At 44.3% G+C, this 22283-nt stretch carries 16 protein-coding genes; 10 read left to right on the forward strand and 6 right to left on the reverse strand.

The features are described 5' to 3' along the window. Nucleotides 1-3 precede the first annotated feature (3 nt). Nucleotides 4-516: a TrmH family RNA methyltransferase gene (locus HRT75_RS08180; protein WP_291184971.1), complete on the reverse strand. Its 513-nt coding sequence runs from the start codon at nucleotides 514-516 to the stop codon at nucleotides 4-6. Between the two features lie 2 nt (nucleotides 517-518). Next, nucleotides 519-1175, reverse strand: a complete 657-nt coding sequence (locus HRT75_RS08185; protein WP_291184973.1) for a DUF4159 domain-containing protein — start codon at nucleotides 1173-1175, stop codon at nucleotides 519-521. A gap of 324 nt (nucleotides 1176-1499) precedes the next feature. On the opposite strand from HRT75_RS08185, the gene HRT75_RS08190 reads away from it, so the two are divergent. From HRT75_RS08190 to HRT75_RS08205, 4 genes are all read left to right on the forward strand, one after another. Continuing rightward, a complete protein-coding gene (locus HRT75_RS08190) occupies nucleotides 1500-2873 on the forward strand; it encodes a helix-turn-helix domain-containing protein (protein WP_291184976.1) in 1374 nt (457 codons plus the stop codon). A gap of 185 nt (nucleotides 2874-3058) precedes the next feature. After that, the gene (locus HRT75_RS08195; protein ID WP_291184978.1) at nucleotides 3059-6112 is read left to right on the forward strand and encodes a SusC/RagA family TonB-linked outer membrane protein; all 3054 of its coding nucleotides are present in this window, start codon (nucleotides 3059-3061) and stop codon (nucleotides 6110-6112) included. A gap of 11 nt (nucleotides 6113-6123) precedes the next feature. Further along, nucleotides 6124-7551 (forward strand): RagB/SusD family nutrient uptake outer membrane protein, encoded by a 1428-nt coding sequence (locus tag HRT75_RS08200; protein WP_291184980.1) that lies wholly within the window; start codon nucleotides 6124-6126, stop codon nucleotides 7549-7551. 11 nt (nucleotides 7552-7562) lie between these two features. Continuing rightward, nucleotides 7563-8438, forward strand: coding sequence for a hypothetical protein (locus HRT75_RS08205; RefSeq protein ID WP_291184982.1), 876 nt, complete (start codon nucleotides 7563-7565; stop codon nucleotides 8436-8438). Nucleotides 8439-8509: 71 nt separating this feature from the next. Here the strand turns inward: HRT75_RS08205 and HRT75_RS08210 are convergent, their stop codons facing one another. After that, on the reverse strand, nucleotides 8510-9229 hold the full coding sequence (locus HRT75_RS08210) for a 16S rRNA (uracil(1498)-N(3))-methyltransferase (RefSeq protein ID WP_291184984.1): 720 nt from the start codon (nucleotides 9227-9229) through the stop codon (nucleotides 8510-8512). 21 nt (nucleotides 9230-9250) lie between these two features. Continuing rightward, nucleotides 9251-10288: a tRNA (adenosine(37)-N6)-threonylcarbamoyltransferase complex transferase subunit TsaD gene (gene tsaD, locus HRT75_RS08215; RefSeq protein ID WP_291184985.1), complete on the reverse strand. Its 1038-nt coding sequence runs from the start codon at nucleotides 10286-10288 to the stop codon at nucleotides 9251-9253. A 37-nt stretch (nucleotides 10289-10325) separates the two neighbouring features. Here tsaD and HRT75_RS08220 point away from each other — a divergent pair, with 37 nt between their 5' ends. Continuing rightward, nucleotides 10326-14768 (forward strand): translocation/assembly module TamB domain-containing protein, encoded by a 4443-nt coding sequence (locus HRT75_RS08220; RefSeq protein WP_291184988.1) that lies wholly within the window; start codon nucleotides 10326-10328, stop codon nucleotides 14766-14768. Here the strand turns inward: HRT75_RS08220 and HRT75_RS08225 are convergent. Next, nucleotides 14765-15148, reverse strand: a complete 384-nt coding sequence (locus HRT75_RS08225) for a RidA family protein (protein ID WP_291184990.1) — start codon at nucleotides 15146-15148, stop codon at nucleotides 14765-14767. The two genes, HRT75_RS08220 and HRT75_RS08225, sit on opposite strands and share 4 nt — an antisense overlap. Nucleotides 15149-15159: 11 nt before the next feature. Continuing rightward, complete coding sequence (locus tag HRT75_RS08230; RefSeq protein ID WP_291184992.1) at nucleotides 15160-17943, reverse strand: putative LPS assembly protein LptD; 2784 nt, start codon at nucleotides 17941-17943, stop codon at nucleotides 15160-15162. 147 nt (nucleotides 17944-18090) lie between these two features. Between HRT75_RS08230 and HRT75_RS08235 the strand changes: the two genes are divergently transcribed. Genes HRT75_RS08235 through HRT75_RS08255 form a run of 5 tightly spaced genes read left to right on the forward strand, consistent with a single transcriptional unit; the run spans nucleotide 18091 to nucleotide 22282 of the window. Further along, complete coding sequence (locus HRT75_RS08235) at nucleotides 18091-19200, forward strand: N-acetylmuramoyl-L-alanine amidase (RefSeq protein WP_291184995.1); 1110 nt, start codon at nucleotides 18091-18093, stop codon at nucleotides 19198-19200. A gap of 56 nt (nucleotides 19201-19256) precedes the next feature. Further along, a complete protein-coding gene (locus HRT75_RS08240; RefSeq protein WP_291184997.1) occupies nucleotides 19257-20213 on the forward strand; it encodes an MlaD family protein in 957 nt (318 codons plus the stop codon). Nucleotides 20214-20216: 3 nt separating this feature from the next. Beyond that, entirely contained in the window at nucleotides 20217-21542 is a 1326-nt protein-coding gene (locus tag HRT75_RS08245; protein WP_291184999.1) for a (Fe-S)-binding protein, read from the forward strand. Then, nucleotides 21535-21870 carry a hypothetical protein gene (locus HRT75_RS08250; protein WP_291185001.1) on the forward strand — a complete coding sequence of 112 codons (336 nt, stop codon included), beginning with the start codon at nucleotides 21535-21537 and terminating at the stop codon, nucleotides 21868-21870. The genes HRT75_RS08245 and HRT75_RS08250 overlap by 8 nt, the downstream gene beginning before the upstream one ends. Beyond that, nucleotides 21848-22282 carry a phosphoheptose isomerase gene (locus HRT75_RS08255; RefSeq protein ID WP_291185003.1) on the forward strand — a complete coding sequence of 145 codons (435 nt, stop codon included), beginning with the start codon at nucleotides 21848-21850 and terminating at the stop codon, nucleotides 22280-22282. The genes HRT75_RS08250 and HRT75_RS08255 overlap by 23 nt, the downstream gene beginning before the upstream one ends. The last annotated feature ends 1 nt before the right edge of the window (nucleotide 22283 follow it).

Genomic DNA, 22283 nt, shown 5'->3' on the forward strand with positions numbered 1-22283 from the left:
CAACTACAAAAGCTTTTTAGTGAGCACATGTAGCGCAACAGATGCAGACTGGGTCACATTCATGCTGCTGTTGTTACCATACATAGGAATGTGAACCACCTTATCGCATTGGGCTAAAACCGGCTCACTTACCCCGTGAACTTCTCCACCAAGCACTAAAATATACTCAGCGGTAGGATCAGCTTCAAAGCTGTCTATTGTTTTACTGTCAGAAGTGATCTCCAAAGCTACTAACTTTGCTTGCGGCATTATACTTTGGATATCCTGTAGCGCATCAGCTGCGGACTCGTATTGTTTGATATTTACATTGCGCTCGGTGCCACGTGCGGTACGTTTGAGTCTGGAAGAGTTCAAATCGACCTGAGCGTCAACCAAGAAAATATCTTTAATGCCAAAGGCGTCCATCAGTCGGAAAAGCCCGCCAATATTGGCTGGAGAGCGTACGCCGTCTGTAAGCAAGGCTAGCGGAAAGCTATTGGGCTTAAATGGATTTTGGTCGTGAGTAAGTTGAGTCACCTTTATTGATTAAAGGCAAATTTGACAAAATTAGCGCCCATTTGCAAGGCTTTGAGACGCACTGCTGGCGGATCGTTGTGGATCTCCGGGTTTTCCCAACCGTCGCCTATATCCGCTTCAAAAGTATACAAGAGCAGCAGGCGGTCATTCTCAAAGATTCCAAAGGCTTGAGGTCTGCCGCTGTCGTGTTCATGAATCTTGGGCAATCCTTCTGGAAATTTAAAATGCACACTAAAAATAGGGTGGGAGGCTGGTAATTCTCTCAGTTCCTTGTCTGGGAAAATCTTTACCAACTCTTTGCGTAAATAAGGATCCATACCATAGTTATCGTCAATATGTAAAAATCCTCCGCTTAATAAATATACACGTAAATTCTCAGCTTCCTCGTCAGAAAAATAAACATTACCGTGACCGGTCATATGAAGCATTGGGTAATTGAACAGATCAATACTTCCGGGTTTAACGCTGCTGATGCGATCTTTCATCACCGTTCCAATCTCTTGATTGCAAAAGCGAACCAGATTGGGAACGGCCGTTGGGTTGCTATACCAATCTCCACCACCACTGTATTGCAATACGGCAATCTCTTGCGCATTCGTGAAAGAGAGATTACCAAAAAGTGCAATAGCGAGGATTAGATATGCGAGTCTTTTAGACATGGTTTAAAGGTAAGCTTCCTTTCTCATAAATAAATGCCAAAAAGTGATAAAAATGTAGGATATTTTTAGCCGAAATTGTTTTAAATTAAAAGTTCCTGCAAGGTTTAATGGTTTTATTGCTTTACGGTTGTTAAAATTTTGAGCGTTTTTGACACTTGTTTTATATATTAGTAAAACAAGCAGTTACGCTAACTTCCTGATAAAGGTTTACGAGTAAACTTTTATCGGGATGTACTATCCGCTTTTATTTTACCTTGTTGAGACTTATCTTTAATAGAAAATTCGGCTATGCTAACCATCCAGGCGAAATTCAAAAAAACAATTGTGCTACTGCTCCTAGTTTTGAGCGGCACAACTTCTTTTGCCCAGATCTCATCGGCCCACATGCAAGAGGAAGTTCAGATCGATTCTGTCCTTATGTTCCGTGAGCTAGCATTTAAAGCCGCAAAGACCAACGATGCAGAGACCGCTGCCATTTACATTGACAAATATGTAAAGCGCACCTTAGATTTTCATTTTGTAGAACACAGTTCCTTCAATTACATCTCAGAAGCCCCAGAATACCAATCTCTAGTAGATCAATACGTACCTCGGTTTGAGTGGATCGCACTGTTTTATATCTATTCTGGACTTATTGGATTCTTTATTGTCTTCATCATCAACATCAGAAAGCGAAAAGATCAGTTAGCAGCGCTCTTGCTGAGCTTCTTTTTGTTGATTCACTCGGTGTTTATCATCCACGTTGGATTGTACACCATGAATTACACCTTTGAGCTACCGCATACGCAAAGCATGTCTACGGTATTCTCCTTCCTTTATGGACCGCTCTTGTATTTCTACTTCAGACGAATCAAAACGGGTTACAAACCTAAAGTCATTGATGCATTACACCTGTTGCCAACACTGGCCTTAGTGGTTATGTTTCTGCCGATCTATTCCTTGTCTGCGGAAGAGAAGCTGCGCATGATGCTAGGTTTAGGGACTTACAGCTCTAATCCTTACGGACAGCTTGTGGCGGGAGGAAAGATCCTTTCCTTGATCGTTTATGCTTCCCTGACTTTAATGTTGTTCTTAAAGACCAGAACGCATCGTACTCAAGTACAAACACCCTTGTATTTGTGGCAACGCAATATAGTAGGCTTCCAGATCTTGTATGCCTTGGTGTATGTGATCTACGGTATTCTTTTGATGGCCGATATCAACACAGGACTTATTTTTAACTCCCAGCTGATCTTAATGTCTGGAATGGTGTTGTATGTAGCCTATGTGGCCTACAGCCGTCCAAAGGTATTGATGGGTTTCCACTTGGAATCCAATTACCTCAAATACAAGAACTCTGGCCTGACCAACAGTTATTCCCTAGAATTGAAGAATCAACTCATACGATTGTTAGATGATGAGAAGATCTATCGGGAGAACGATATTAACCTTGATTCTTTGGCGGACCGTTTAGGTACTACGCGTCACAGTGCTTCTCAGATCATTAACGAGCACTTTAATCAGAACTTCTTTGAGCTGATCAACAGCTACAGAATTAAGGAAGCTATGGAGATTCTTAAAGCTGATACAGAGCGTGAGAAGAACATCATAGATGTGGCTTACGAGGTCGGTTTCAACAATAAGGTAACCTTCAACAAATCGTTCAAAAAGATCAACGAGGTTACTCCTTCACAATTCGTAAAAGCCTTATATACATAGGCTTACACCCCTTAAAGAGGTAAAGGTAAAGCCCGAACGGGCTTAGGTAAACATTAAAAAGGTAAAGGGTAATTCTTATCCATTGCACCCACAAAACCTGGGTTTCCATTAAATCTTTGTACTAGCGCATTTAAGAGCATCGCTGCTTTTAAAGCCTCGTTTTTGTTTCATCAAAATTTGCTAGTATGAAGAGTATTTTGAAAAATGCCTGGCTGCTATTCTTGTTGGTCCCTTGGCTAGGGATGGCGCAAGAGCTAACAGTAACAGGTACCGTATCAGACACAGAGGGCTTTCCTTTGTTTGGAGCCACTGTGCAAATCAAAGACACCAATTTAGGGGTACAAACCGACCTTGACGGAACGTATACCATCAATGTAGATGGCAGTCAAACCCTGGTGTTTTCGTATGTATCGACCGCGCCATTGGAAGTCGCTATTAACGGACGCAGCCAAATTGATGTGGTTCTGGAGTCCGAAGCCTTAGAAACTGTAGTGATCTCAGCGCCTATTTACGGCTTAGAGAATCCAACGGCCGCCGTGAGCACGGTTAAAGCCAAAGAAGTGGAGCAAGTACCTATTGCTTCTTTAGACCAGGTCTTGCAAGGACGTGTGGCCGGACTTAACGTAGCCACAGGTTCTGGACAACCGGGACAACAGGGAACCATTACCATTCGTGGGGTGAATTCCTTTAACGGAGATAGTGAACCGCTGTTTGTTATTGATGGGGTCTTTGTAGACCAAGACAACTTCCGCAGTTTGAATGCCAACGACATTGAAGACATTCAGGTCCTTAAGGATGCATCAGCTTCAGCCTTGTACGGAAGCCGTGCTGCCGGTGGGGTGATCGTGGTGACTACCAAACGCGGTAAGTTCAACAGTCCGCTCACTTTGACCTATCGTTCTCAATATGGGGTTTCCTTAAAACCCGATCCAAACTTTGACGTGCTGTCCTCCCGTGAGCTTTTGGAATACCAAAGACTCATCGGTACAGGAGCCGGAAACGGCCTGACTGATCAGGAGATCGCAGAGCTCGCGCAGATCAACACCGATTGGAGTGATATTTTCTTTAGAAACGGTACGACCATTTCTCATGAGATCGCTGTGTCTCGCGGTAGTGAGAACAGCAGAAGCTTCAATTCCTTGGGTTATTTTGAGCAGGAGGGAATCACCTTGGGTTCTTCTTTGCAACGATTCACCTTTAGAACGAACAATGAGGTGCGTTCCGATCGCTTTCAGCTTTCGAGTCAATTCACAGCGAACTTTAGCAAGAGTAATTTTGTGGTCGATCGCGCTCGTGGAGGCAATACTGGGGGTCAATTGGACAACCCATTCATTGTGCCTTATATCGGTTTGCCGTTTCAGGACGCCTTTAATGCCGACGGAAGCCTGAACACCTTTGGTACTGTGGCATCCGGCGCGCTTAACGCAGACGGATCCATCAATGCCTCGGGAGCCAATGGCTTTCTCAATACGCCTTATTTGGCATTGAATACGGCCACTTTTAATACAGATAATGAAGAAGAACTGCGCTTGATCGGTTCCTTGGACGCCTCTTATGAATTGGCCAAGAACCTCAAGTTGGGAGCCCTATTGGGGGCCGATTACCGCCAACAGAACGGGACTATCATCACTACGCCGGGGAGTATACGCGGTTTAATTACACCTACTGCGGATTCTGACCTGAAAGGGTCGCGCCAAGAAAGTGATTTTAGAGATCTGCGCTTGAATTTCAACGCCAGTTTAAAATATAAGAACACCTTTGGGGATGTACACGATGTAACGGCCTCGCTGTTTACCGAGTACAATAAACGGCATGTGCGTTCCTTCGGTTTTGTCGGTTTTGGACTTAATCCGCTTTTTGAGCAGTCAATCAACGGGATCACTTCTGGGCAAGTGGTAGAGTTACAAGGCGGAGCCGAAACCAGACCGTACATCCCCATTCTTTTTGGATCTCAGAACGATCGCGGGCTCTTCTCTTACTTTGGAGTGTTGAGCTACCGTTACGACAAGCGTTATGAGTTGCAGGCCAGTTTGCGTCGTGATGGATCGTCCTTTTTCCCAGATGAGAATGAGTTCGGAACCTTCTATGCCGTTTCCGGCCGATGGAATATTGTCAATGAAGCTTTTATGGCCAAACAAGAGTGGGTCAATGAGCTTGCCTTGCGTGTCAGTTATGGTACGGTAGGAAATCAAGAGCTGTTTATTCCCTTTGGACAGTTCAGTCTGTTTTCACCTTCCATTGGCTATAACGCCACGCCGGGCGTAGTACCTAGCGCTATTGGTAATGATAACCTGAAGTGGGAGGAAACCACCCAGGCCAATCTTGGAATTGATTTCAGCTTTTTTGACAATCGCTTTAGTGGGAATCTGGATTTCTATTCCAACACCACCAGCGATGCCTTGCTTTTTCGCCCCGTTTCTCTGACTTCAGGTTTCAACACCTTTCCAGACAATGTCGGAAAGCTTAGAAACAAAGGAGTTGACTTTGAGTTCAATTATGCCTTGGTGCGCAATGAAGCCAAGCAGCTCTTTGTCAACCTATACGGTAATGTGAATTACAACGACAACGAGATCCTCAGTCTTTTTGATGGAGAAGAGCGCGTGGGCAACCTCGGCGTTGGCCAATCTATTGGAGAGTTTCGTTTGGTGCGCTATGCAGGTGTGAATCCGGCTAACGGAGAACCGCTGTATTTAGATGCCAACGGGCAGATCACCAATCAGTTCAATCCAGATGATGCCGTTTTCTTGGGCAAAGGCACACAGCCCCTCTATAGCGGTGGTTTTGGTGCCGATGTGCAATACAAAGGCTTTGGACTTTCCTGTCTTTGGAGCTTTGCTGCGGAGCAGTACCGTACCAACGGATCCCTTGCGGTAACTGAGGATCCTTCTTTAGCGGGATTTGCCAATCAGAGCACTACGGTACTTAACGCTTGGAGTCAGCCGGGAGACATCACCGATGTGCCGGATCCCAATTTGGGCGGGTTTAGGTTTCAAGCCGGAGACCGCTATTTGGAAAACAGCTCCTTTTTGCGTTTGAGAAATATTGTGCTGTCTTACACCCTGCGCGGAGAACAGTTCAAAAAGAAACCGTTTGCAGCAGCGCGTATTTATATGCAAGGACAGAACGTGTTAACCTTTAGTCGTTGGCGTGGATTCGATCCGGAGACCAATACAGGATCTTCCTTTTTCGATTTCCCGACCGCCAGAACCTTTACCCTTGGTTTAGACTTAACCTTTTAAAAATTGAAATCATGAAGAAGTTATTTTTATATATCGCCTCGGTGGCCCTGCTGTTTGCAGGCTGCCGTGACGCTACGGACATACTTCCGGTAGATTCCGTAGCGGCAGAAGGCGCCTTGACCACTCCGGAAGATATTGATCTTGCGCTAAGCGGAGCCTATGCGGCCTACAATCCGCAGCTGATCATCCAATTCTCCTCCAGATTCACAGACGATCTGCGCTTTGGAGTAGACAATGGTGGTCAAGGAACCGTTGAGCACAATCAGACCATAAACGCAGGCAGTGGCGTGGTAAATAATATTTACTCCAGCTATTATGCGGTGATTAATCGCGCAAATCGCGTTTTAGAAGCCATTGAGACCATAGACTCATCTTCCTTGACGGAGGCTCAGGTAGATCGTCTAAGGCAAATAGAAGGACAGGCCTTGGCCTTGAGAGCTTTAGCGCATTTTGATCTGCTAACGGTTTTCGCTCCAGGTTTTGCTGACAGCGACCTGGGAGTACCTTATATAGACTTTGTGGTCATCTTGGAACTTCCGGGGCGCGATAGCGTTGGAGATGTGTTTGCCGGTATTTTAAGCGATTTAGATGCCGCTGATGCCATTTTGGAGGATTCGGCGAATATCTTTCTCAACAAGGACTTTATCACGGCACTGAAGGCGCGTATCGCCCTATATCGAGGGAACAATGCGCAAGCCATCTCTTTGGCCGATCAGTTGATCGCAAGCTATCCTTTAGCCGATAGAGCCCAATACGTAGATATGTATGCCGATGCAGACAATACGGAGGTGATCTTTAAGGCCTCACGTACCGTTGCCGACGGTAGAGCAGGAGGACTGTTCTATTTCACAGGTACAGGAGGTGCTTTCTTTGAGATGTCTTTTGGACTCTTTGATTCCTTAGACCCTTTAGATATCCGCTATGATGTTTTGTTGGACGATGATGAAGATGGCGGAACCATTGATCCGGTGAGTAATCCTCCTGAGACGCTTTTTATCAAGAAATATCCCGGTCGTGATGGACAGTTTGGGTTGAATGACCTCAAACTGTATCGCGTGGCCGAGCAATATTTAATCAAAGCCGAAGCTCAAGCCCGTTTGGGGCAGCTGGCCGAGGCAGCCATAACCATCGATGCCCTTCGTGACGCGCGCTTTGGATCCGATCAGCCGGCTCCTAATTATTCCACTGTTCTCGAAGCCATTACTGACATTTTAAGTGAGCGACGCAAAGAATTAGCCTATGAAGGGCATCGATTTATTGATCTGAGAAGAACCCGTGATATCACAGGTTTGGGAATCGTACGTAACGATGCCGACTGCGGTGGACCTACGCCTTGCGAACTCCTGCCTACGGACTTCAAGTTCACTTTGCCGATCCCTCAGGCAGAGATCGATGTGAACCCGAATATTGAACAGAACCCTGGTTATGACACCAATTAAATGTAGCAATCATGAAAAAGTATATCATCTTAATACTGTTGAATTGCGTGGCATTTACCGCCTGCGATTCCGATAAGGACCGTATCCTGTTTGATCCGGATAACGGTCAGACCCTACTCAGTTTTGCGAATTCTACTGTGGAACTCGCCATTCTGATTAACGATTCTGGAACGGCAGAAGTGGTGGTGAACAGTTCCACCCGTGCGCCTTTGGATCGAAACTTTAATTTATCTATAAACGCACCCGCTGATTTAGGGGCAGAATACTATAATATCCCAAGCAGTTTCACCATTCCTGCAAATGCCTATCAAGGGAGTTTTACCATCTCCGGAATAGACCCTTTGGGAGAGCAGATCCCTACAGAAGAGGTGATTGTGAGTATTGAAGCTTCTGGTGAGGTGGTTGTTGCTAGTTCTCTTACTATTAGGATATTCATTACTTGCCCAGTAGAACCAGGTGCATTTACCGGAGACTATTTAGTGGAACAAGTGACACCGACCATATTTGGCTTGGATACTTTTGACCCAGATGGGGGTGGTGTGGTGTTAACGCTCTTTGATCAATCCACTTCTGAGGCTGCCTTAGGAGTGACTTTGACGGGGCCAAATCAACGTGCATTTGAAGCCTTTTATGTAGCTTCTGTAGGCTTAGATAACCTTACTTCTTATGTGATGGATTTTGTCTGTGAGGAGGTGATCTTTGCCGATGAGCAATTCACTTTTACCGCTTGTAGCGGCAACTCCATATTCTTGGGTCCAGGAGTGGGGGGTAATGGAATGTATATTTCTGGAGACGACAGCAGTTTTACCTTAACCTTTCAGGATGATATTACCGATGCCTGTGGAGAAGGTTCCCCTGATGTAACCCTCCAGTGGACCAAACAATGATACTTTTTTTCAATTTTTTTGAATCAAGGTTGGTTAGCGAAACCCGGGGCTTCGGCTCTGGGTTTCAATTTTTATCCGTGGTGCAAGGCTAGGGTGTGACAGGCTGCAATCGCAGCGGTCTCTGTGCGTAAGCGCTGGGTTCCTAAAGATACCGGGACAAAACCGGCCTCGGCAGCAAAGGCGATCTCTTCTGTGCTAAAGTCGCCTTCGGGGCCTATAAGGATCAAGACATCGATTTGTTGCTGCTCATTATTGACCAGATCTTTTAGCGGCTCTTTAGCGCCATCTTCACAATGCGCAATGGCTTTCAAACCTTTAAGCTTGGCTTGGTTGCTAACAAAGTCTTTGAACGCAGTGAGCTCATTAAGCTCGGGTAAATAAGTTTGCAGCGATTGTTTCATGGCACTCACCACGATCTTATTGTAGCGTTCCCAATTGATCTGCTTGCGCTCGCTGTGATCACAAAGCAAGGGCGTAATGGTACTAATTCCGAGCTCTGTAGCCTTTTCCAAGAACCATTCAAATCGATCGTTAGATTTGGTAGGCGCAACTGCCATATGCAAGCGGTAGGACAGTGCTGGCAGCTTTTCTACTTTGGTTATATAGGCTTCACAATGCTTGGGTTCTACCAATCCCAGCTCGCCAGTAAACAACAATCCTTTACCATTGGTGATATGGATGACATCTCCAGTAGATTTCCTTAAAACTCGGGTTATATGGCGACTCTCGTCTTTGTCAAATCCAACGCTGGTGCTGTTGGAGTCAAGATCGGGCTGGAAGAACAATTGCATATAGTAAAGGTATAAAAAGACTTAGATCTCAGCAGGACGGGTAAAAGGCATACGCGCTTTGGCGTGCAGCTCGTATCCAGCAAAGTTCTCGCGTTCGTACTTGAGTTGACCTACCATTGCAATCATTCCTGCATTGTCTGTACAAAACTGAAAGGGAGGGATAAAAGTGTCCCATCCCAAATCCATCTTAGCATCTACCATGGCCTGACGAATACTGCTGTTTGCGGAAACTCCTCCGCCTATAGCCACTCGATTTACACCCGTATCGCGCACGGCATTCTTGAGTTTATCCATGATATAATCCACAATGGTGAACTGCACACTTGCACAGATATCTTTAATGTTCTCCTCAATGAAATTAGGGTTTTGCGCGGTATTCTTCTGTACAAAATACAAGACCGCAGTCTTTAGGCCACTAAAGCTGAACTCATAAGGTCCGACCTTAGGTTTTGGAAAAGGGAAAGCCTTAGGATTCCCTTGCTGAGCGAGTTTGTCAAACAGCGGGCCCCCGGGATAAGGCAAGCCTAAGATCTTCCCAGACTTATCAAAACATTCGCCAACGGCGTCATCTATAGTTTCTCCCAAAAGCTCCATATCAAAATAGTCGTGAACCAACACCAGCTGCGTGTGTCCTCCGCTAATGGTCAAAGCAATAAAGGGAAACTCTGGAGGCATTTGCCCTTCAACGTCAATGAAGTGGGCCAAAATGTGTGCGCGCATGTGATGCACGTCAATGAGGGGGATGTTCAATCCCATGGCCAGAGACTTGGCAAATGAGGTGCCCACAAGCAAGGATCCCATCAGTCCAGGTCCGCTGGTAAAAGCTATGGCGCTTAGGTCTTTTTTTTCGATATTTGCTTGAACCAAGGCCTGATGTACCACCGGAACAATATTTTGCTGATGCGCTCTCGAGGCAAGCTCGGGAACCACCCCGCCATACTGCTCGTGAATTTTCTGGGTAGCAACAACATTCGAAAGCATTTTCCCGTTTGCAATGACAGCAGCACTGGTGTCATCGCAAGAGGACTCTATTCCCAAGATATAAGTAGGCTTTGCCATAATACGTGGTACGTTTATTGATTACAAAATTACGACTTTGAGCGCTCTGAAAAAATACCGAAAACGTTTCCTGCGGATCTTATTGATCCTGCTGTTGTTTTTGGTGTCTTTGATCATCTTGATCTCCCTGCCGCCCGTTCAGACGGCAATCGCTCAAAAGCTCACCAAATCCATCAATGAAGACTTCAATACTAACATCACTATAGAGCGGGTAGGACTGGGTTGGAACGGTGATGTGGTGCTTAAAGAATTGATGATCAAAGACCATCACGAGGACACGCTGATCTTTACAGAGAAGCTTTCAGCATCTATCTTGAGTTTTAAAAGCCTCTATGAAGGCAATCCTGATCTGGGCCATGTGGATTTTGCAGGCTTGAATTTTTACCTCACTACCTATGAGGGGGAAGAAGATGATAACCTAATGATCTTTATAGAAAAATTTGAAAGCGACAATCCGCCCAGCGGAGAACCCTTTGTGCTATTGGCTAGCGAGGTCAATATGGAAGAGACACATATTCGTATACGCGATGAAAATCAAGAGTTGGTCTTGATGTTTGATTTTCGGGATTTCATTCTAAACGCTAAAGACTTAAAGATCAACGATGATATTGTCAGCCTCTGGGTAGAGCATATCTATTTCAACGAACGCAACGGAGTTTGTGTGAATCATATGAGTGGACATTACACCTATGGGCCTGCTCATATGGAGATCAAAGACATGCTTTTACAGACGGGTTACTCCAATATCTCGGCTTCGGTAATGTTAGATTATCCGGATAAACTCGGAGATTTCATCAACAAAGTAAAGATCACAGCAGACTTTCAGCCTTCCGCAGTAAGCACCAACGATCTACGCGCCTTTTATGATGAATTTGGGCGTAATGAAACTTTGATCGTTTCTGGGGAATTTGAAGGGGTACTCAACGATTTTGTCTTCAGTACTAACAACACTCGTTTCCGTTCAACGCGTTTGAGAGGTCGTTATCATGGCGCGAATTTACTCAGCACAGAGAAGGGGTTTAGTATTGACTCTAAGAATCATCGAATTTCCACAAGCTATACAGACCTTAAACGTTTACTGCCCAACACTTTTGCCGATCTTCCTCAAGAACTGCAAAGTTTAGGTGTTTTTGATGTCAACGGAAGCTCCACAGTTACGGGCACTTCGCTCGATTCTGATGTTTATATTGCCACAGGCTTAGGTGATCTGCAAACCGTTTTTGAAATGGGGCAGATCAACGAGATAGAGAATGCCACCTACAAAGGTTTTCTGCGGATGGACCAATTCAATCTCGGCACCTTTGTCGGGACTTCAAGCATTGGCAGTGTTGATGGCTCCTTAGATTTTGATGGCCAAGGATTTAATGTGGAAACAGTAAAATCCAGCATTTCAGGTCGTCTCAATGAATTGGAGATCATGGATTATCCCTACCGAGGCGTTTCGGTCTCTGGAACCCTTCAAAAACCAGAATTCAACGGGGCTTTTACGGTGAACGATCCGAACTTGCAGATGGATTTTGAAGGTCTGATCGATGTTTCAGCTGCCATTAATCGTTATGATTTTACTGCGGATGTAGAATATGCTGATCTCAATAAACTCAACCTGGTCAAGCGGGATTCTATCAGTATTTTCTCTGGAGAGATCCTCATGGATATGACCGGAACCAATGTGGATGACGCCGTTGGAATGATCGAGTTTAAAGAGACCATTTATCAAAACTTAGAAGATTACTACTACTTTGATGACCTGATCGTACAAGCAGGAAATGTTGGAGAAGAGCGGGAGATCAAAGTGATTTCTCCAGATGTGATCAATGGCCGTTTGATTGGGAATTTCAAGATCATGGACCTGCCGTATTTGTTTAGAAATGGGGTGGGGAGTATCTATGCGAACTATCAACCCATAGAGGTAACCACCAATCAGTACTTAGACTATGAATTTGAAGTCTTTAGTAAAATTGTGGATGTTTTTGTGCCAGAGATAAAGCTTGGAGAAAATTCTAAAGTAACAGGTTCCGTTTCTTCTGATGAGTCAGAGTTTAAGCTCAACTTCAATTCGCCAGAGATAGGAGTATATGGAAATTACCTCGGAAAGGTAAATCTGCGGGTTGACAATGACAACCCGCTGTTCAACACCTACATTCAAGTAGATTCTTTGGATTTGGGCTTTTATGACCTCAAGGACATGGAGCTGATCAATTTCACCCTAAAGGACACCCTTTTTATTCGTTCGGAGTTCACGGGAGGCTTTGACAACAAAGACAAATACAACCTTTCCTTATATCACACTATCAATCCAGACGGTAAATCTGTGGTAGGTATTAAGCGTTCAACCATTGAGTTTAAAGAGAACGTCTGGTACATCAATCGCAACAACAACAGACGCAACAAGATCGTCTTTGATAACAACTTTAGAGATGTAAGCATTGATTCCTTAGTGATGAATCACGACAATGAATACATTGAAATGGCGGGCTTTTTACGCGGGAGTGATTACAAGGACTTCAAGCTGAATTTTACGGATGTTGATATTGGCAATATAACACCGGTGGTGGAGAATTTAGACCTGCACGGTATTGTCAACGGGCGTTTAAACTTTTTGCAAAGAGAGGGCCTCTATTATCCCGACTCCAATGTGCAGATCTCTGATGTAAACATCAATGAGGTGTATTACGGCGACCTTTTACTCAAAGTCTCCGGGAACCAAGATCTTTCCCAATACGATGTCAATATTGCTTTGACCAGTGGTAATGTCAAGGCTATATCCGCAGTAGGAAGTATTGACTTAAGACCCAAAGAACCTCAAATTGATCTGGATGTGAATTTGGATCGATTGAATCTAAGCGCCTTAACGCCATTTGGAACAGATGTAATCACGGACATTCGCGGTTTTGCCAGCGGAAATGCTCAGGTGAGTGGTAGTTATAAAAAACCCGATGTTAACGGGAAGATCACCTTAGATGCTTCTGGCTTGACCATTCCGGTATTGAATGTGGATTACGCCTTTGCCGACGCCTCAGAACTCTTTATTAATGGCAGCCGATGGGATCTGGGGAACATTCCGTTTACGGATACGAAATACGACTCAGGAGGAATTTTGTCAGGTTATGTTTCACACCAAAACTTCCAAACCTGGAACCTTAACCTTAAGGTCATCACAGATAATCTGCTTGTTTTAGACACTCCTTTTGAAGAGGATGCGCTTTACTACGGAACAGCCTTTGTTAGCGGAGAAACAGATATTTACGGCCCCACAGATTCCTTGACCATAGACGTTTTGGCCACTACGGAACCCAATACAGTCTTCAATATTCCACTGAGTGATGTGGAAGCTTTGGGAGAAGAAGGATATATCCGCTTTTTATCGCCAGAAGAGAAGGCTGCGCGCTTGAGAGGAGAAATCATTGAACAAGAAAAGATCACCGGTTTAGAGATGAACTTTGACTTGGATATCAATTCCAATGCCTTGGTGGAAGTAGTGATTGACCAAAAGAGCGGCTCCAGACTTCGAGGTCGTGGAGCGGGATTGATCTTGGTAGAGCTCAATACGCTGGGGAAATTCAATATGTGGGGTGAATTCCGGGTGATAGAAGGGAAGTACGATTTTAAGTATCAGAACATTATCTCCAAAACCATTGATGTGGATGATGACGGTCTTATTTCCTGGAATGGAGATCCAACACGCGCCAACCTCAATATTAAAGCGCGCTATAAAACCACAGCAAACCCTTCGGTACTGCTGGATAATCCGGGCGCTAACAGAAAGATCAATGTAGATGCGGTTGTGGCTCTGAGCGGAGAAATCTTAAAGCCAGAGCTGGATTTCTTTGTGGAATTCCCAAGAGCCAACAACGTAGTGGCAGATGAACTTGCAGACAAACTGCGCTCTAAAGAACAACGTGAACAACAGGCTATTTTCTTATTGGCCATTGATCAGTTCCAGGATACTGCCGGTGGTTTTGACAATCCCGTGGGAAGCGTGGTCTCTCAAGCTGTGGGATCTGTTTTGAACGATCTTTTGAACGACAAAGACTCTAAGCTGAATATTGAAGTAGCCTATGATGTTGGAGATAGACGCCCTGACTTGGACACCGGAGATCGATTTAGAACGTCAATATCGGCCAATATCACAGACCGTATCATCATTAATGGTGAAGTGGGTATTCCTGTTGGAGGCGTTAACGATACCCAGGTTGCGGGAGATGTGGAGATTCAATGGTTGATCAACGAAGATGGATCGCTGCGGATGAATTTCTTTAACCGTCAGGCGCAGATCCAATTCATTGGAGAACAACTCAACTTTGAGCAAGGTGCAGGAATCTCTTATACCGTAGACTTTGACACCTTTAGAGAATTGGTTAAAAAGATCTTTAACAAAGACATCTCTGTAGAAGGAGAGGCTCCTCTCAACATCGTTCCAGATGATTCAGACCCAGATTTAGGTCCGGTAAACTTCGGAGCGAAGAAGAACAATAACTAGCGTCCGGCTATCATTCCGATCTCCACATTGACGTACTTAGGTAAGTTCGCCACCTGTACGGTCTCACGTGCTGGCGCGTTCTGCTCGTCAAAATACTCGCCATAAACAGCATTTACCGCAGCAAACTGCTCCATATCGTTTAAGAAAATGGTGGTTTTGATCACGTTTTCAAAGCTCATATCTGCAGCAGTGAGCACTGCTTTTAGATTTTCCATGACCTGTCGAGTTTCTTTCTCAATGCTGTCCATAACCATTTCACCCGTGGCAGGATTGATCGCAATTTGACCGCTGGTGTATAAAAGGTCTCCGTACATAACAGCTTGTGAATACGGGCCAATGGGAGCGGGTGCATTCGTAGTATTGATGATTTTTTTAGCCATAATGTTGCAAGTTATAAGCGCTGATCAGGTCGGCGTTGTTTGTCGTATTTAATGTCGCTGAGCACATCCGCTGAGATTCCGATATAGAAATACCAAGAACTCCTGTTGCTGAACGGTACCCAGGTAAAGTTCATATTCCAACTTTCCAAATCTCGATTGAAGCGGAACTGCGTAAAAGTGAATCCCTTATTGGTAAAATCATATCCTGACGAGGCTCCAACCGACCATCGCGGAGAGAGTTCCACATTACCACTAAACATCAAGGAGTGGGAGGATATGGTATTTTCTCGTTGCCTATTGGAATAGGTTATGGTGTAGGCCAAACGCAGGTCCCAAGGGAAACTGTAGCGGTATCGTTGAAACTCGGTAGGATCTGCTTTGTCTTCATTCTGATTCCGATTACGCGCATTATTTCCAAAGTCATTGGAGTTACCAAAAAGGTCGTCCGGTCGTCCTCCATTTCTAAAGGTTTCATTGTCTAACCGATCCTCATCCGTAGCACCTCCGGTAAAGAAGTCTTTACTGTTAAAGGCGTAATTCATACTCATATTAAAATCCGTGAGTCTAAACAAACTCCCGCCATTGTTAATATTGAGCATATCAATCCGCTGGTTGTTATTGTTCAGTGCGTACGGGTCCAAACTTCCTCCAAAGTTGAGGTCTAATTTGGGCAGCACGGGTAAGCTTCCCCTAAAACTGATAGGTGCCAAATTCAACGAATCCGCCAGTAAATTGTAGTTGGTACTGAACGAAAGGTTGTTCAGCAACATGATCTTTTTGGGTTCTGTTGCCGTAGTGTCTTTATCCCTGACTTTGGCTTCAATGGTATTGCTTATGCTCAGACCGATATTACTAGAAGCAAAGTTACTAGGAGCCCCGTATAAGGTGTTTTCAAAACGCGAATATTGGACAACCTCTTCCATATCTGGAGTTCCTGCTACTTGAGCGGTGTATTCATCATAGAACTGATCAAAGCTCGGAGTGTTGCTATAACTAATAGTAGGCCTTAAAACGTGCCTAATGGCTTGAATTTTCCTTGTGGTTGAATCTTTCTTGAGCCCCATGGGGAAGTTACCGTAAATCGTTGTTCCTACACTTGCAGAGAAGTTGTAGGTTCTGTACGAATCAAATCCGCGTATCGTATCTATTGCAACGCCACCCGCGCCTTCATTGAGTTCCGGATCAAAGCTTTGTTCAAAAGTCTTGAACACCCAGGTTTCTTGATAATTTGCACTTACTGAGGCACTGAGGTAATTCAGAACCTTAAAGTTCGTTGTGATCGGGATGGTGTGTCGGGCTCCTAAACGGGCATCTCTAAACATCTCCGGTCTAAAGAACAAACTGTCTGTGGTGTTGTATTGATTGATCGCCTGCACATCATATTGCAAGTTGATGTTTTGCAGAATGCCTTTTTTACTTCCAGACTTAGGAGCAAAGGGGAATACTCGGGAAACGTTCCCAGTAAAGGTGGGTAGCGTCATGGAGATCTGCTCAGTCTGAGAGTTTTGTGTATGCGTCGCGGTTAAGGCCAAGTTGATCTGCGGATTGCCTTGAAAAACCTTCGTATAAGAAACCGACGAGGACAGGTTGTTGTTCAAAAAGTTGGCCGTGTTGTTTTGGTTTACCGATTGTCTGTAGAACTGCGAACTACCTAAATTCACCGAAGCAGAAAAACGGGAGTTCGGATTGGCTTTGGTATCCTGAGAGTGGTTCCAGCGCAGATTGTAAATGGTTTGCTGCGCAAAGTCAGGGAAACCACGTTCACTGGTCAGGTTATTTTCAAATCGGAAACTCAAATTACCATTGAATTTATAACGCACTCGGTAAGCACTCTCCACCCGGACCCCGTAACTACCGTTGGTAAAATAGTCACCCATAACCGTCAGATCGGCATAGTCGGCAATGGGAATATAGTATCCGAAGTTCTGAAAGAAAAACCCACGATCGTTATCTTCTCCAATAAGCGGAAGGATAAACCCGGACTTTCGATCCTCAGTCAGCGGAAAGAAGGCAAACGGCAATCCAATAGGCGTTGGCACATCTGCGATGTACATATTGGTCAAGCCAGTAACGATCTTCTTTTTAGGTACGAATTTTACTTTGCGGGCATAGAAATAGTACTCGGGATCGTCTACATTCTCAGAAGTGGTAAAGCGCACATTGCTCATATAAACCACGGAGTCATTTACTTTCTTGGCAACTTCCCCGCGTACCCTAAACCCGTTTTGAACGGTTCTGGAGTTGTATATAAGCGCTTTTTGGGTGTCAAAATTGAAGATGATGGAATCCGGTTCCACCTCGCTCTGTCCTTGCGTAAAGACAGGCATTTGTGTATAAGTCCCTGCGGTATCAACTATCCCCTTGGCGGTTACTTCATTCTTATTGTAATCTAGGACAATGATACCGGCCTCAATCTTCATGTCCTGGTAGGTCACAAAAGCTTCATTGTAGAGGTACACCTTGTTTTCCCTACGATTGATAAAAACGTAATCCTTTCCAAAGTAATCGACCACATCGGCGATGACTTCTTGATCGGGAACCAAGCTGTCTCCGCTTATACTGTCTCTTTGCGCAATATTGACCGGTTGGGTGAACAAGCTGTCCATAGCCACGCGTGCAGTATCTCTGCTGGCTCTTGGAATAACTACGGATGTAGAATCAGGAAGGTCTTGAGCCAAAGCATCTGTTGGGGTGAAGATCACCAACAACAATCCGATCACCAAAAGCAGTCGCTTGGTGAATAGGGGTAATGCAGTATTATTTTTAAAAATGTGGCTCAATTTTTGACGTCTCAAAATTACATTAATTTTTTAGGCAGCCTTTTAAAAATGCCCTAAATTCAAACCTGTAAGGAGGCGGTGGTTCTTTAGCCGCTTCGAACCTATAAAAAACAGACGCAACTTTGTGTGAAAAGCTGCGTTATTAACAGAAAGATTAACGATTTGCGTAGAATAGTTTTAACATTTGTAATACTCTTTATCAGTGCCCTGGGATTGCAATCTTTTGAGAATCCGGTATGGTCTGATGAATTTGTGGTGGTTTTGGATGCGGGTCACGGTGGTAAAGACAGCGGGAAATACCACAATGGACTTAAAGAAAGCGATATTGCTTTGGCAATAACCTTAAAGATCGGAGCTTACTTAGAGCAACAACCCAAAGTAAAGGTGATTTACACCAGAGATACGGATGTTTTTGTCAATCTCTACGAGCGCGGAGCCATAGCCAATAGAGCAGATGCTGATTTGTTCGTATCCATACACTGTAATGCACATACCTCTCAAGCGCACGGAGCCGAGACCTTTGTTTTAGGATTGCACGCTAATAAGCAAAACCTAGAGGTTGCTAAAAAAGAAAATGAGGTGATCTTTTTAGAAGAAGACTATGAAGAGAATTATGCCGGATACGATCCAAACTCCCCAGAATCCTTTATTGGTCTGACTTTAATGCAGGAAGAGTATTTGGATCAAAGCATCATGCTAGCCAGTTTGGTTCAAAATAATTTAGTGAATCAATTAGGACGTAAAGACCGCAGTGTAAAACAAGCTGGTTTCATCGTTTTACACCAAAGCTACATGCCCAGTGTATTGATTGAAACTGGATTTATTACCAATAAACAAGAGGGAGCTTATTTGAACTCTAGCAAAGGAAAGACAGAGATGGCCAAATCCATTAGTGAAGCTATCATGTCTTACAAGAAAAGCATTCTACTGGCTACACAGGACAGTCAAGATCCGGAGATTACTGAAAAAGAAATTGAGACTGCCATTGCAACCACAGAGGAAAACATCTATGAAGGTGTGACCTTTAAGGTGCAGTTGGCTGCCAGTAGCAAAGAGCTTGAACTACAGCCATATAACTTTAAGGGCTTACGCGAATTGAGTCGCAGTAAAGAGGGAAATTTATATAAGTATTACTACGGAGAAACCTCGGATTACAACAAGATACTGCTCATGAAAACCTTTGCCCAAGAGAAAGGCTATGCCTCTTGCTATATTGTAGCTTTCAAGGATGGGAAAAAGCAAAAACTCTCCACGATTATTAAATCCAATTAGCCCCTAGCGGTTTTGAATTTATTTCTACCTTTGTTTAAACCCAAAAAACGCACTTTTTGAAACTTTCCAGAGAACTAAAAACAGGTATCCTTGCCGTAGTATTTTTGCTATTGGCATTCTTTGGGTTTAACTACCTTAAAGGCTCGAATCTTCTAGAGAATGAACGCATCTTTTATGCAACCTATCCGCATGTAGGTGGATTGGCTGTTTCCGCTCCGGTTTCTATCAATGGTTTGGATGTAGGCAAAGTGCTTGATATTCAGCTTCAAGGCGAACAGGGAGAATTGCTGGTCAAGTTCTCTGTAGCTACAGATTTTGAGTTCTCAAACAAAAGTGTGGCTAAGATCTTTAGCGGCGGACTGATCGGTGGACGTTCCTTAGCGATCATTCCTGATTTTTCTGATGCACCACTGGCCAAAAGCGGCGATATGTTGGACGGCGAGCTGGAACAAGGCATGATGGATGCAGTTTCTGATAGACTTTTACCTATCGAGCAAAAAGTAAACTTCAGCTTGGAACAATTGGACACCATTCTAGTTGGTCTCAACAACGTCTTAGATGCAGAGGGGCAACGCGCGTTGCAAGAGACGTTGCAAAAGCTCAATGCCACAGCGAGTTCTTTCCAGAGCGCTTCCGCAGAACTCAACGGCATGATCAAAGAGAATCGCGCCAAACTGGATCGCACTTTTACAAACTTAGACAAAACAGCAGCTAACGTAGCTGTACTCTCTGATTCTCTGGCTAAGCTGGAGATCAACCGCATGGTGCTCACTCTTGAGGAGACCATAAATGATGTCAACGGTATTATGGCTGCCATTGAAAATGGTGAGGGCAGCATGGGGAAACTTTTAAAAGACGACGAACTATACAACAATCTAGCAGGAGCTTCCGGGCAACTGGAACAATTGCTGGAGGATATGAAACTCAATCCGAAGCGCTATGTGCACTTCTCTTTGTTTGGAAAGCGTGCTAAAGAGTACGAACCCACGGAGGAGGAGCCAGACGACAACTAACTTATGGAATACCTACCGAACATTCTCTTTGTGATTGCCCTTGTTTTGGGCATTGGCTATTTTACGCTAAACATTCGTAAAGTTATCCGCAACATTAAATTGGGGCGAGAAGTTGACTACGGAGATCACAATAAAGAGCGTTGGGGCAATATGGCCCGAATTGCTATGGGGCAATCTAAAATGGTCGTCAGACCTGTGGCTGGTTTGTTGCACTTTGTGGTGTATATTGGATTTGTGGTGATCAATATTGAAGTCTTGGAGATCATCATTGATGGAATTTTTGGAACCCATCGAATCTTTGCCTTTTTAGGTGGTTTATACGATTTCTTGATTGGAACTTTTGAAATCCTAGCCTTGTTGGTATTGGTTGGAGTAATCGTTTTTTGGATCCGCAGAAATGTTCAGCGCATCAAACGCTTTATGAGCCCAGAGATGAAGGGCTGGCCAAAGAATGACGCCAACATCATCTTATACTTTGAAGTAGTGCTTATGGTTTTGTTTTTGACCATGAATGCTGCGGATTTGAACTTACAACAATTAGGCGCTGCGCATTACACAGCAGCAGGAAGCTATCCGGTAAGTAGTTTTATTGCTCCGCTTTTCGAGGGCATGAGTGAATCCAGTCTTATCTTATTAGAACGCACAGCTTGGTGGTTGCACATCATCGGGATTCTGATCTTTTTGAATTACCTGTATTTCTCAAAGCACCTACACATTTTATTGGCGTTCCCAAATACCTTTTATGGTAAAGTGACCCCAAAAGGGCAATTTGCGAATTTAGAGGCAGTGACCAATGAGGTGAAACTCATGATGGATCCCAATGCAGATCCTTTTGCTGCACCAGATCCTGGAGCGGAGGAGGAAACACCTGCTAAATTTGGAGCTAGTGATGTGATGGATCTTTCACGCACACAATTGCTCAATGCATACACATGTACAGAATGCGGTCGTTGTACCAGTGAGTGTCCGGCGAATCAAACTGGAAAAAAATTATCGCCTCGTAAGATCATGATGGATACGCGTGATCGTTTGCAAGAGGTAGGAAAGAATATTGATAAGAACGGTTCATTCCAGGAAGATGGTAAACAGCTTCTAGGAGATTATATCACACATGAGGAGATCTGGGCCTGTACTACCTGTAATGCCTGTGTAGAGGCATGTCCGGTGAGTATTGATCCACTTTCGATCATTATGGACATGCGTCAATATTTGGTTATGGAACAATCCGCAGCAAGCAATGAGCTCAATGGAGCCATGACCAATATTGAAAACAATGGCGCTCCATGGCCGTATAACCAAATGGACCGACTAAACTGGGTGAATGAATAAATGGTTGCTCACACTACTCTTTGTCTGTATCGGGGCTTTGGCCTATTCCCAAAGTTACCGTCAGGATTCCCTACAGATCATAGGGTACACCGTGATCAATTACATAGGCAGTCATCCACAAAAAATAGATGTTACTAAAGTCTTCTGTGATTATTGCAACGAGCAGCAGGTAGACGTAATTAAAAAACAAGCTTGGAGCATGACCTATGACCAACGTTATGCCCCAGAAAACAGAATAGAGGAAGGCGAGCGCCGTTTGGCCTTGTTTATCCGGATAGCTAAAAAGGATTTCTCAAAACTAAACAATGAAGAAGGAAGACGTAGATAAATTACTCCAACAAAAATTAGATGCAGGAGAACATGTAAGCCCAATCCTGCCCGAAGGAATTAAAAATTATTTGATCGATATAGATGGAACCATCACAGAGGATGTTCCCAATGAGGAGCCCGAACGTATGGAAACCTGTGAGCCATTCCCGGATGCCTTAGAAACACTCAATAAATGGTACGATCAAGGGCATATCATTTGTTTTTTCACCTCGAGAACTGAGGAGCATCGTGAAGTCACGGAGCGTTGGCTAAACAAACACGGCTTTAAGTTCCACAGCCTATTGATGGGCAAACCTAGAGGAGGAAATTACCACTGGATTGACAATCACTTGGTAAAAGCTACGCGTTACAAAGGGAAATTCACCGATCTAGTAGAAAAAGACGTAACCATTCAGGTATTTAAAGAATAAT

It is taken from the genome of Gilvibacter sp., assembly GCF_013214815.1.
GTDB lineage: Bacteria > Bacteroidota > Bacteroidia > Flavobacteriales > Flavobacteriaceae > Gilvibacter.